This window comes from Saccharothrix stipae, from assembly GCF_054781895.1.
Window position 1 is genome coordinate 844,233 of the sequence record NZ_BAAGTN010000002.1, and the last position, 13,048, is coordinate 857,280.

A 13,048-nucleotide genomic window follows, 5' to 3' on the forward strand; every position below is an offset into this window, starting at 1 on the left:
CGGAGGACGGCGCCGGTGTCTTCGACCTTCGTCCCGGTGATGCCGTCCGACCGTGCCGCTCGCGCGGACCTCGGTTCCGCGCGTCGGCTCTGGTCGGGCAAAACCCGACCGGAGGTTCGCCCTATGAGGCCGACAGCGTCGTGTCGCCTTGATCAGCCCCGAGGCTCGTCCTCGATCACGCCGACTCGCTCCGGGTCTTCCGGAGCGGGCATGTGACGGATGCTGTCGCTGCCCTTGTGGTCATGGGCGCGGGTGTACCGGGAATCCAACACCCTGCCCAACTTGTGCGCCGCCCCGGCGTACGCGTCATCCACGGTGGTCGCGTGGTGGGTGACCGCGACCGGCTGCTTGCCCCCCGGCCGCGCCTCGATGACGCACTTCTTGTCTTCCGGCTTGCCGCCCCCGTCCTCACTGAGGTGCACCTCCACCCGGGTCAACCACCCGCTGAACCGGGACAGGCTGCTCTCCAGATCGGTGGTCACGTAGGTGGCCAGTCGTTCGCCACCGTGGATGTTGTGGTCGGTATTGACCTGGATCTGCATTCGGAGCCTCCGGAGCGGGACAGCAATGGTCCTGATCGATACCACGGGAGCGGCCGGCTCAAACGCAGCGGCGTTCAGCGTGTGAGTGCCAGAACTCCGCATCGCCGGCCGGCTCTGCTCGCTCGATCGTCGGCGACCAAGGGTGTTCAGTTGCCCGTGCTGCGGCACAAGGTCGCCGTAGGGCACCCGACCAACCCGAGCCCGCGAACCGGACCGATCACACGGTGATCGCCGCACTGGTGGATCAATTCCCGGCTGCTGTGCGATCCCCGGGCACCCCTCCCGCGACGGCATCAGCCCAAGTCATGAGGAAGCGGACCAGCACGCGGCGGCAGCCGATCCGACCCCGGGAAGACGTGTTGATCAGGACCACGGATGCGCGACCAGAAATTTTATCATGAAATGCGGCCACAAATTCGATGACCCCGACAGGGGGTCTGCTCCCGAACTGCTCCCCAGAACAATCACCGGCCTGCGGACGGTGATCCGCATACGGGCCGGTGACCTGCACAAACACTGTGGGCAATACTGGGATCGTCGACAAGTACGACTTCGTCGCCGGCCGCCTTCCTACCTGCACGTCCTGCGTAGCGGAGGCTTCAGGCATCAACCGACGGCTAATAATCCATCGATCAGGAACGACGTAGACCACGTGGTGCAGGCATGCTCGTGGCGGTCCGACGCGGTGTGGGCGTCGGTGGCCGCCGAACTACGGGGACACCTGGAGCGTGGGCTCGGTGGGCTGCTCACCGAGGACGTGGTGCGGTTCGCCGCCGCGCGAACCCTGATAGCAGCCGGTGTGGACGCGACGACGTTGCGGGTCGAGGCGCCGCACCCGGCGTTGAAGGGTTCGCGGGTCGATCTGGTGGTCGGGCGGCCATCGCCGGTGGCGTTGATCGAGTTGAAGTTCCCCCGGGAGCCGAACGAGGTGAACGCGGCGTGGACGATGGCCTTGGGTGAGGTCCTCAAGGACTTCTATCGGCTGGCCGCCTATCCCGGCGAGGTCGACCGGATCTTCGTCTACGTCGAGGGTGACCGCCTGCGCAGGTACATGGCCGGTGCCGCGCGGCGCTTCGGAGTCGACCTGGACACCGACACGGTCGCACTCACCCCTGCCGCCGTCGCCGGACTGCCCGCCACGGCCTTGGGAATCATCGGCCCCGACCTGGTCCGACACCACGTCACGGCGACCCGCCTCGCGGTCATCCCCGTCGACGACACCCTGCGCCTGGCCATCTACCACGTCGACCCGCTCGTCCCCGCGCAGACCGCAGACCTGCTCGTAGGCGATCCCGAGGCGAAGCGATCGCTGCCTTCGGTGGAGGCGGCACGACAAGCGGCTGGGACGGTCACCGACACCGACGCGCCACCGACACTGCCGAGTGCCCCCGCCGTCCGGGACGGTGCGCGCAGGGAGATCCTCGACGCGGTCCAGGCCGTGTTGACCCGATCCGGCGCGTCGACCTTCACACTGGCCGAAGTCGTTGCCGAGATGGCCCGCCGGGGCACCGACTACCCCGAGAGCACCATCCGCACCATGGTCACCTCGCACCTGTGCCGCAACGCCCCCGACCACGCCGCCACCACCTACGACGACCTGGAACGCGTCGATCGCGGCCGCTACCGGCTGGTATCGGACTGAGCTGCACCCGCAGCAAGGAACGACTCGCGCACACCGCGATGCAAGAGCGCCCGAGTGCGTGTCCACGATCCCGCATCGCCCAGGAGGACTGATGGAGCCGCAGGCCCACGACAACACCTCGGTGCTGGGCCGCCTGCTCGACGAAATCTCCTGGGAAGGCGCCAACGTGCGCGGCTACCGCGACGGCGGACGCGGACGCGAGAACGTCCTGACCGCCGAGGTCCTCACCGCCCTGGACTTCCTCCCCCGCCGCGCCTTCCTCGGCGCCGTGCTGGACAACGCCCACGGAGCCGACCGCGCCCGCCACGCCCTGTCCCGGGAGAGCGAGGATGCCGAGATCGTATTCCTGCCCGACGAAGTCGTCCTCAACCCCGACGGGCGCTCCCGCGGCGACCGGCTCATCGTCCAACCCGACGCCGTCATCACCACCCCCGCCGCCCACGCCCTGGTCGAGGCCAAGAAGATCGGACGCAGCTCCTTCCAACCACAACAGCTCGCCCGCGAATACCTTGCCGTCACCCGACAGGCCGGCGACCGGACACCGCTGCTGCTGCTCATCCTCGGCACCCCACCACCTGTCCTCGTCACTGGCCACGGCCGCATGCCCGTACACGACGCGATCGCACACCACCTGCCCACCGTCCACGCCCTCGCACACCACCCCGGCCCACTCGACGAGCTGATCGGCCGCATCCCCGACGTGTGCGCCTGGACCACCTGGCACGACCTCACCCACACCGTGACCGACCAACACGCGCGCACAACGGATGCCGACCCGTCGACCGCCGCGACCATCGCCCGACTGGTCACCTCCATCACCCACGCCGTCGCCCGCCACTCCTGACAACCGCTCGACCAGCAGCGACCGCCTCGATCAGCACGAGGAGCGCTCCGCGACGGTGTGGAAGGTGGACCAGCTGGTGACCTTGGACATCCGGGAGGCGGTGGGCGTGGACGGGAGCAGAACGCTGTTCTTGATCCCTGCGGAGCAGCAAAGCTCACCCGACCAAGCCTCGCGCGAAGCCCCTACACCGGGGCGATGTTCCGGTACTGCCTCGCCAAGCTACCGACCGCCATGAGTTGCTCGAGTGACGTCCTCTTCTACAGCACTCCTCCCCCTAGTGGCCGACACCCGGCATACCGAACGACGCGACGCCCGACGGTCTACCACACGGATACGACGCGGCTTCCACTACTCGGCGTGCGAAACTTCACTACAATGTGTGACACCGGGGAAGGGGGCCGCATGACCGAAACCGCCGGTCGCGGCCGGAGCCCCGGCGACGCCGACGACAGCGACTACGACGCGTTCTTGTCATACAGCCATGCCGCCGACACGCGTCTGGCACCGGCCGTGCAGCGTGGACTGCACCGACTCACCCGCAAGTGGTACCAGTTGCGGGCATTGCGGGTGTTCCGCGACCGGACCAACCTCGCCGCCAACCCTGACCTGTGGGGCACCATCACCACCGCCCTGCGCCGATCGAGGTTCTTCGTTCTGATGGCCTCACCAGAAGCTGCCGCGTCGCCGTGGGTCGACAAGGAGGTCGAGTACTGGGTGCGGCACCGGGAACGCGAGACGTTCCTGATCGTGCACGTCGGCGGCACCATCGCATGGGACCGGACCGCCGGGGACTTCGACTGGGAGCGGACCGACGCGCTACCGCCGCGCCTGCGCGGTTGGTTCCACGCCGAACCCCTGTGGATCGACCTGACCTGGGCTCGCGAGCAGGAGCAGCTGTCGGTTCGGCACAGCAGGTTCCGCACCGAACTGGCCACCCTCGCCGCCCCCGTGCACGGCCGCGACCGCGACGAACTGGACAGCGAGGACGTCCATCAGCACCGGGTGGCCACCACCCTGCGCCGCATCGGAGTGGGCACGCTGGCGTTGCTGCTCGTCGTCGCCCTGATCCTGGGTGGGGTCGCGCTGCGGCTCCAGGGCCAGGCCATCGGTCAGCGCGACCAGGCTCTGTCCCGGGAACTCGCGGCCCGTGCCGAGATCGTGGGCGACAGCGACCCCGAGCTTGCTCGCCTGCTCAGCCTCGCGGCCGGTGCCGTCTACGACACGCCGGAGGCGCGCGCCGCCATGCTCGTCACTGCGGCTCTCCCTGGAAACGGCACCATCAACACCGGCAGCTTGACCGTCAACTCCCTCGCTTACCGACCCGACGGCTCGCTGCTGGCCTCCACCGACGAACTCGGCCGACTCAGGCTTTGGGATACCGCCACCCACCGCGCCATCGGAGACCCGCTTCCTTCGGACGAACCCCTGGGACCTCCTGCCTTCACGCCGGATGGCCGCACCGTTGCCGCTGCCGAACAATCCGGGGCTGTCCGCTTGTGGGACGTCGACACCCGGCAGTCGATCGGTCGACTTGGTCGCACCGGCTCGTCCGACAGCCCGGCGTATCGGCTCCCGCCGGCGTTCAGCCCCGACGGCCGGATGCTGGCCATCGCAACGGCGTCCGGCGCGGTGGAGTTGTGGGACGTTGCCACCCGCACCCGTGTCGGTGCCCCGCTCACAGGCCACAGCGGGGGTACCCCTGGGATGGCGTTCAGCCCGGACGGCGCGCTGCTCGTCACCGCGAGTACCGACGGCACCGTCCGCTTCTGGGACGTTGCCGCTCGCCGACAGATCGGCGACTCCCTCACCGGGCACCCCGTCGACCGAGCGGCGGCAGTCGGTCCCACCGTGGCTTTCACCGAAAGCGGCCGGACCGTCGCCACTGCGGGCATCGAGGGCACCACCATGCTCTGGGACGTCGTCACGCGCCAACCGCGCGGTACCCGGCTCACCGGCTACACGCGGGCCGAGCGGGTCGGACTGCGGCCCTCGTTGGCGTTCGGTGCCGAAGGTCGCACGCTGGCCACCGGCAGCTACGACGGCACGATCCGGCTGTGGAACACGGCCCGGCAGCAACAGATCGGCGAACCGCTGGCCGGTCACACCCGGCCAATCAGCGCGGTGGCTTTCGCGCCGGACGGACGAACGCTGGCGAGCGCCGCGCACGACGGCACCATCCGGTTCTGGGACACCACCAGCCACCAGCAGGACGGCAACCCACTGACCGGCTTCGCCGGCACCGTCCATTCTCTCGCGTTCAGCCCCGACGGCACCGTGCTCGCCGGAGGAGGCGACAACGGTGGCGGCACGGGGCACCAGGGTGGCGGGATCCTGTGCGGTCACGACGGCTGGGGTGTGTGCGGCATCGGCGACAGGACCGTCAAGATGGCGGGCGGGCTGCTGGGCCAGCATCTCGCAGCGATCGGCAGTGAGCCGCTGATCGCCGGCCCGTTCGGCCCTACGCTGGTGATGTGGGACGTGGCCGAGCGGACACCCCGGGCGACCCTGACACCCCCCGACACCACCCCGATCCTGTCCGTGGCGTTCGCACCCGATGGCCGCACCATCGCAGCCGCCGGTCTTCACCTGGGCGACCAGGACGGCCGGCTGGCGCTGTGGGATGTCGAACAACACACCCAGGTCGGCGACCCGATCACCGACGCCGAGGTGTTCCGATCCCTGGCGTTCACCCCCGACGGAACGCGGCTCGTCGGCACCACCGACGACCTCGGTCAGGCAAACTCGGCGGTCCGGGTGTGGGACACCGCCACCCGTCGGGAGACCGCGGTCCTCGACACCGGCACCAGTGCCTTCACGATCGTGGTGAGTCCCGACGGCACCACGGTCGCCGCTGGTCGCCGCGACGGCACCACAGCCCTGTGGGACCTCGCCACCAACCAGCGGGTCGCCGTCCTGGGAGGTCACACCGGTCCCGTCGGCGCCGTCGCGTTCAGCCGCGACGGGCGGAACCTCGTCACGGCCGGCGACGACGGCGCCATCCACCTGTGGGACACCGCCACCCGCGACCGCTCGGGCGAACCGTTCGTCGGCCACACCGGACCCGTCTACTCCGCCGCGTTCAGCCCGGACGGCACCCTGCTCGCCACCGGCAGCGGCGACGGGTCGGTGCGGCTGTGGGACGTAGCCACCCGCAAGCAGGTCAGCGGCCCTCACCTGCGTCACCAGCAGGCCGTCCGCTCCGTCGTCTTCAGCCCCGATGGCCGCACCCTCGCCAGCGGGGGCGAGGACAGCGCCGTGCGGCTGTGGGACATCGGCTACGCGGCCGACGTGCAACGGACCCTGTGCCATGCGGTGGGTCGCACACTGACCCCGGACGAATGGGCGGGCTACGCCCCCGGCCTGCCCTACCTGGAGCTCTGCGATTAGTTCCGGCCCACATTTCGTGATCGACTGGATCGAACAGATCGGCCCCGCAGTGCGGATCGAGGCGCGCTCACGGGCGTCCGAGGCCGCGTGCCCCGGGCGTGGCGGCCCTTCGGTACGGGTGCATGCCCGCTACGAACGCCGCGTCGTCGACGCGGCGGTGGCCGGCCGGCGGGTCGTGATTCGGCTGCGGATCCGGCGGCTGTTCTGCGACGACCGCGACCGTCGCCGCTCCGCCCGCCGGGTCGAGGCCGCCGGGTTCCCACGCGAGAAGTGGCTCGAGGACTTCGACTTCGGCGCGAATCCGAACATCAACCCGGCCACGATCAACACCCTCGCCACCGGCGCCTGGATCACCGCGGGTGAGCCGCTCTGCCTGATCGGCGACTCCGGGACCGGCAAGTCGCGCCCGCTCATCAGCCTGGGCACCGCCGCCGCCCAGCAAGGGTTCCGGGTCACAGTCGGTGGGAGCTGATTGACTGGCCGAATGTTCGAGACTCCCGACGAGCTCCACAGCCTCCAAGTCCTGCTCGACGCGTCTTTGGCCGGCTCCAGCAGCCATCTCAAGTCGATCATCCGGCCAGGTGAGAGCACCTTGGACGCCGAGCAGGTCGTCCGACTCTGCCAAGGCATGTGCACCCTGGCCATCGCCACGGTCACCCGGCGCGGTGAGCCACGCATCAGCGGCGCCGACGGACACTTCCTGCACGGCCGTTGGATCTTCGGCACCCACCGTCAGGCCGCCAAAGCCCGTCATCTCGCGGCGCGGCCCGGCATCAGCGCGACCTTCATGCGCGGCGAGCAGCTCGGCATCTTCACGCACGGACACGCCGTTCCGCTCAACCCCGAGGAGACGAGCAGCGACCCGACGTGGCCGGCAATCCGCGACTACCTCGTCAACCACTACGACGGCGACGGCGACGACCCGTTCTGGGACGAGAACATCTGGTATCGCATCGACCCCAGCTGGATGGTCGCCTACAGCACCGACCCCGCCGGCCTCCTCGACCAACAACCACCAGCCTGAAAGACGCTCGAGCGGGTCCACCTCAGGCCGTCACTCAGGGTCCAGTCGAGGGGTTCTGGTTCTGGCCCACTTTTCGTGATCGACCTGGCCTGATGTTGCCGCGCGGGAGCCTGTCAGTCGCCGGCGAACCGAAGCCGGCTTCCGGGAGTATCCCGACACTCTGCCGCAAGCGTGCGCAGCCTCAGCAATCCCCTGCGTTCAGGGCCGTTGCGCGATACCTCGATCAGCTTGTCCACCTCGTCGATGAGGTTGTTCATGTCTTCAGATCGCAGAAGCGTGTCGCGATATGGGTCGATGCGGCCCAGAATGGTGAACCGTTCGTCGCCGGTGGGCAAGATTCGATCAAAGTCGCCCGCGGCGTCAAAGCGGCCTCCAGCCGGATCCGGCACACCTGTCACCACCCCTGTAGACCGCACGAGCTCCACGTAGACACCCATGCTGCCATCATCGGGAATCGCGTCTCGATCGACAAGATGGCCCTCGTCGAGATCGATGCCGATGCCAGGGTGGTCAGGCAGCGAGGAGGATTCGCTTGCGGTGCAGGTCGAATCCGGCGCGGCCGTACATCTGCCTCTTGATCACCTTGATGCGGTTGACGTTGCCCTCGACCACTCCGGAACTGTGTGGGCTGCTGCACCGACTCCCGGTCGCTGCACTTCGTCGGAGTTCTACAACACCCACCGTCCCCACCAGGCCATCACCAACGCCCGACCCATGCCTTCTGAGCTGCACGGACGACGTTTTCCGTAAGCGCAGACCGACTATTGGCACCCACAGGCCTTGGGGCAAGGCCCCCATCGACTCCAGCGGGGTAGGACGGTCGCGGTCGGCAGGGTTCCTGCATCCTGTGGCGGTGCGGAGGCATCGTTTGTGGATCCCGATCGGCGTGGCCTCGTTGGCGGCCGTCATCGGTGGCGTCGTGTGGTTCCTCGCCCGGCGGTCCTTGTCCGAGGCTGACAACTGGGCCAGCGTGGGCGGGCTCGTGTTGAGCCTCGCTGTCGGTGTCCCCGGGCTGGTGGTGTCGGTTGTCGCGTTGCGGGTGGCTCAGCGTCCGGGCGAGAGCCGGCCGCTGGAGGAGTTCGCCGACGCGCTCGTCGCGGAATACCGACGGGAACGCGGGGTGCGCGACGTCAACGACCTGCTGCCCGTGCGGTGGCACGGCGGAAGGGTCGACGCGGCCGCGGATGCGTTCCGACTGCTCGACCGCTCCCGATTGGTGATCCTCGGCGAACCGGGGGCGGGCAAGACCGTGGTGGCCCTCGAGTTGGCACTGGGACTGCTCAGCGAACGCGACAGAGGTGACCGCGTTCCCGTGATCCTGCCCGTCGCATCGTGGAACCCGATCGACGAAACGCCACAGACGTGGATGGAACGGCGGCTCATCGAGTTGTACCCGGCCTTGGGCACCACCCACGCCAACGGCACCCTCGCCTCGCACTGGATCTGGCACGAGATGTTGTTACCGGTGTTCGACGGCCTCGACGAGATGGCCGAACCCGCCCGCGCCGTCGCCCTCGACTCCCTCAACCGCTGGCTGCTCCGGAGCGAACCGCTCGTCGTCACCTGCCGCACCGACGACTACCATCGCCTCCTCGCCGGCGACGTACTGCCCCTCGCGGACGCCACGGTCGTCGAGTTGGCGCCTCTGGGCATCGACGACGTCCTGGCCTACCTCCGTGGTGCGACTCCTCCCCCGTCCCGAGCGAAGTGGGATGGTTTCGCCACCACCGGCCCCGCGGCCGAAGCCCTGTCCACGCCGTTGATGGCAGGACTCGCCCGCGCCTCGTACAGTCGCACGTCCACAGATCCCGCCCGGCTGAGCGAGTTCACCACCCGCGCCGACGCCGAGGAACACCTGCTCGCCGGGTACGTACCCGCGCTGTACGGCGACGACGAGCGGGCGTTGCGCAGCCTGCGCACCCTCGCGTGGTTGCTCGAACGTCGCGGTACTCAGCAACTGCTGTGGTGGCACATACCGCTGGTCACACACCGGGTGGCGTTCCTCAGCGTCGTAACCGGTCTGTTCGTGCTGATCGGCCTGGTGAACGAGGTATTCGTGCCCTTTCCGATCATGCGCCGCTACACCGTGGTCATCGGGCTCGCGGTCGGACTGGCCCTGATCGCCACCGGTCGCCAGTCCAGCCCTCCTTCGCGCACCCGCGTCAGACTGCGCACCATGCCCGACGACTGGTCGTCGGGCATGGTGCGGTCGATGGCGATCGGTGTCGCGGGGAGCCTCGCCGCCGGATTCGGCTTCGGCTTGGTCTACTCGTACGTCTCCCTGGTGTCCGGCGGCGTTCCCGCGTTCGCGGAAGGGCTTGAGGTCGGGGCGTCGATCGCGCTCGTGTCGGTCGTACCGATGTGCTTGGCGATGCTGCTCACCGCGCCCGCCGACATCGCCGGCGCCATCACGCCGCGTTCGACGCTGCGAGCGGACCGAACCCGAACGTTGCTGGTGTCACTGGCGGCCGCCGCGTCCGTCGGCGTGCTGGTCTGGTTCCAGGTCGCACCGTGGGTGGGCGTGTTCGTCGGCCCTGCACTGGGTGTGACGTTGTGGCTGTTGTCCGCGTGGGGCGCGCTCACCGTCGCTCGACTGGCCCTGCTGCTCCGGTGGCCCGTCCGCCTGACTCCCCGCGTCATGACTTTCCTGGAGGACGCGCACCGCCGCGGCGTGTTCCGCCAGATCGGTACCGCCTACCACTTCCGCCACCAACGACTCCAGCAGCACCTGGCCCGCACGCACCCCCATCAGGCCGACTCGATGAGCACGGACCTGCGCTCGTCCGCCCTCGTCCGCGTCGGGTACCTGGGTGCGCTGACCGGTGCCGCGGTGACGGCGTTGTACGTGTACGTGGTGGCGTTCGACAGGCTTTCCGAGACGGAATTGACCCGGTTGCTGCCGCTGTGGCTGCTGCCCGCGCTGTTCGGCTCGTTCGGCGTGTTCGCGGAAGCCGTCCTCGTCCGCCGCCCCCACCTCCTCCGCCAACGCAATGCCCTACCTCTGGTCCTGGCAGCCACCGCTTGCCTGCTCGTAGTCGTGCAGTGGTTCATGGCAGCCGTCTTTCCAGGGCTTTAGCTGGTCAATCCGGGATCCGCCTGCTGTCCATGAGCGATCGGGGTCGACGGTGACGAGCACGGCTTCGAGGTGATCATGGCGGAGGTGCGGGCCGGCGCCGTGGGAGCCGGTTCCCTCGATGCCGAATGTCGTCCAGGTGTTCGTCAGCCCGCGAACGGTCGGTTGAACACGGGTGGGACGTAGGCGACGTAACGGCCGTCACCCGCAAGCCCGTTCATGGCGCGAGGCGACAGGTCGGGCCAGACGCCCGTCCGCAACCGCTGCCACATCCGGTCGATCGCGGCGACCTGCTCATCGACGGTGAACGTGCAGTGCCCCGCTGTCCGCACGTACGTCTGACGCACGAGCCGACCGTTGCCCTCGCGGTGGGCCAGCGCCTCGTAGGACTGCTGCTGTGCCACGGTGGAGATCTGGTCGCCGAGCCCGCTGACCGTGAGGACCGGCACGCGCACGTCGCCCGTGAACAAGATTCCCCTGGACAGTTGCGACACGGCAGGAGGGTCGGCGGCGACGCGGGGAGCCGCGGCCAACCGCCCGAGGTCGGCGCGCAGGTCCAACCCGGCTTGGGCGTACAGTCGCACGACGGCGAGTTGCTGACCGGGTTCGGCCGACGCGAGTTGCCGGCCGTAGTCGACCCCCGTGTTCCAAGACGGGTTCCCGCCGGACATCTGCTCGATGGCACGCCTGCTGCTCATCGCCTGCCCGATGTAGGGCAGCGGACCTCCGGCCAACGCCTGGTACATGCCGTTCTCGATACCCGCCGCGTCCCACCACGCCGGCACCGGCGACGTGGTGCCGTCCGCCGCGAGCCCCCAGCCCGGGAGTTGGCCGATCGCGGACGCGAGCGCGATGCGCGCCCGCCCCTCCGCCGTGGACTGTGCTCCGGCGAGGGCCGAGATCCACTGCTGCCGCGCACCGGCGACGTCGGCGGGAATCCCGGTCACGGGCAGAGCGCTGTCGCCGAACAGCAACGTCCTCAGCGCGAACACGGTGTCCAGCTTCTGGTTCCACTGCCCCACCGAACCACCGAGCCCGCCGCAGAACGGGACGGCGGCGTCGAACAGGTCGGGGTGGACCTGCGCGGCGCCCGCGGCCACGAATCCGCCCATCGAGCGGCCTTCGGCGACCGCCCACCGCGCGGGCCCGAACGCCGCCTCGAACCGGCCGAGCGCGGCGGCCTGGTTGTCGATCGCCTGGGCGATGCGCCACCCGGTGACGGTCCTGGTCGTGCCGCCCACGGCGAAGCCGCGCTGGACGAGGTTCCCGGTCAGCGGCGTGGTGAGCCCGCCGTCGGCGAAGTCCATGTCCATCAGCACCACGCCGTTCCACCGGTCCGGCTTGACGAACTGGTACGGGGTGCCGTCGGGGAGGAGCCCGGACGCGCAAGCCGCCGTTCCGAGGCACGGCGTTACATCCGGTGGCGCGGCGACCGCGGCGGTCGCACCGGCCGCCAGCATCGACGCGGCTGCCAGCACGACACCGAGGTTGCGCACTGCGGACATCCGAATCTCCAGTCCCGCTTGAAGGTCGGCATCGCTCGCGAACCGCCGCGCGGCCGATTCGCGAGTCACCCGGCACGCACCACCACGAGCAGACTCATGATGTTCTTTCGCGGCAACGACCGTCAACGACAACCGGTTCCGTATTGAGTTGCGCAATTTTGCGGTAGTGGATGGTGCGCCGCGGCGCTCGACTCGACGGACGGCATTTTCGGCGAGCACACGGCCGTCCCGTGGCGCACCGCCCTGGAGGGTGTGCGCCTCCGCGTACACACCGCAGCCGAACAACCGACCTACCACCTCTTCCACGAGGCAAGTCAACCCGTCGCCCGTGCTAAATGTTAGCGCTAACCCACCTCCTGCTGACGTCGAATGTTCGTCGAACAGTCGGCACGGAAGCACATAACACCAGGCAGAAGCGGTGTCTCAGCCCTGAACGAGGGCTCCGCCCCGAACGGCGATTCACCCGGATTGTCGTGGCCCTCTTACACCAAGACTGCTTGTGAGCGTGAACAATGGGTGCCACACTGTCTCCATCGAAGCCTGCGCCGCTGACGGAAACCGCCCCGTCACAGCCCGCCGGCGGATTTGTCCAACCCGAAATTCCGGAGCAACGGGCAGCGCTGTGCCCGGCCGTGCGGCAGCACGGATGGCAGCCGGAACGTCATACGCACCGAGGAGTGAGATCAGGGTGACAGCAACACGACTTCCCCGTCCTCGCAGGGCGGCAACGCTGTTGGCGGCAGGCGTGCTGCTGCTGTCCGCGATGACGGCGGTGCTGCACGCGTCGTCCGCGCAGGCATTGGAGAACGGAGTGGCGCGTACCCCGCCGATGGGGTGGAACTCGTGGAACACGTTCGGCTGCAACATCAACGAGACGTTGATCAGGCAGATGACCGACGCGATGGTCAGTTCCGGCATGCGCGAGGCGGGCTACCAGTACGTGGTGGTGGACGACTGCTGGATGAACCCGAACCGTGACTCGGCGGGCAACCTCCAGGGCGACCCGGGCCGGTTCCCCGGCGGCATGAAGG

Annotated in this window: 9 protein-coding genes and 1 pseudogene; 7 read left to right on the top strand and 3 right to left on the bottom strand. The window is 68.9% G+C overall.

Annotation, left to right across the window (positions count from 1 at the left end):
• Positions 1 to 152 precede the first annotated feature (152 nt).
• Complete coding sequence (locus ACYVLT_RS06780; protein WP_461119225.1) at positions 153 to 542, bottom strand: HPF/RaiA family ribosome-associated protein; 390 nt, start codon at positions 540 to 542, stop codon at positions 153 to 155.
• A gap of 481 nt (positions 543 to 1,023) precedes the next feature.
• Between ACYVLT_RS06780 and ACYVLT_RS06785 the strand changes: the two genes are divergently transcribed.
• The 5 genes from ACYVLT_RS06785 (at position 1,024) to ACYVLT_RS06805 (ending at position 7,439) form a co-directional block, all read left to right on the top strand.
• Complete coding sequence (locus ACYVLT_RS06785) at positions 1,024 to 2,184, top strand: DUF7669 domain-containing protein (RefSeq protein ID WP_461119226.1); 1,161 nt, start codon at positions 1,024 to 1,026, stop codon at positions 2,182 to 2,184.
• A gap of 91 nt (positions 2,185 to 2,275) precedes the next feature.
• A complete protein-coding gene (locus tag ACYVLT_RS06790; RefSeq protein WP_461119227.1) occupies positions 2,276 to 3,028 on the top strand; it encodes a hypothetical protein in 753 nt (250 codons plus the stop codon).
• 195 nt (positions 3,029 to 3,223) lie between these two features.
• A complete protein-coding gene (locus ACYVLT_RS06795; RefSeq protein WP_461119228.1) occupies positions 3,224 to 6,415 on the top strand; it encodes a TIR domain-containing protein in 3,192 nt (1,063 codons plus the stop codon).
• A 16-nt stretch (positions 6,416 to 6,431) separates the two neighbouring features.
• Entirely contained in the window at positions 6,432 to 6,887 is a 456-nt protein-coding gene (locus ACYVLT_RS06800; protein WP_461119229.1) for an ATP-binding protein, read from the top strand.
• Between the two features lie 12 nt (positions 6,888 to 6,899).
• Positions 6,900 to 7,439 (top strand): pyridoxamine 5'-phosphate oxidase family protein, encoded by a 540-nt coding sequence (locus tag ACYVLT_RS06805; RefSeq protein ID WP_461119230.1) that lies wholly within the window; start codon positions 6,900 to 6,902, stop codon positions 7,437 to 7,439.
• 113 nt (positions 7,440 to 7,552) lie between these two features.
• On the opposite strand, the gene ACYVLT_RS06810 is transcribed toward ACYVLT_RS06805, so the two are convergent.
• Positions 7,553 to 7,876 (bottom strand): hypothetical protein, encoded by a 324-nt coding sequence (locus ACYVLT_RS06810; protein ID WP_461119231.1) that lies wholly within the window; start codon positions 7,874 to 7,876, stop codon positions 7,553 to 7,555.
• A gap of 416 nt (positions 7,877 to 8,292) precedes the next feature.
• Here ACYVLT_RS06810 and ACYVLT_RS06815 point away from each other — a divergent pair, with 416 nt between their 5' ends.
• The gene (locus ACYVLT_RS06815; RefSeq protein WP_461119232.1) at positions 8,293 to 10,515 is read left to right on the top strand and encodes an NACHT domain-containing protein; all 2,223 of its coding nucleotides are present in this window, start codon (positions 8,293 to 8,295) and stop codon (positions 10,513 to 10,515) included.
• A 143-nt stretch (positions 10,516 to 10,658) separates the two neighbouring features.
• Here ACYVLT_RS06815 and ACYVLT_RS06820 read toward each other — a convergent pair whose 3' ends face one another.
• Positions 10,659 to 12,017 carry an alpha/beta hydrolase family protein gene (locus ACYVLT_RS06820; RefSeq protein ID WP_461119233.1) on the bottom strand — a complete coding sequence of 453 codons (1,359 nt, stop codon included), beginning with the start codon at positions 12,015 to 12,017 and terminating at the stop codon, positions 10,659 to 10,661.
• Positions 12,018 to 12,780: 763 nt separating this feature from the next.
• Here ACYVLT_RS06820 and ACYVLT_RS06825 point away from each other — a divergent pair.
• Positions 12,781 to 13,048, top strand: a pseudogene (locus tag ACYVLT_RS06825) (alpha-galactosidase); the annotation flags it as partial.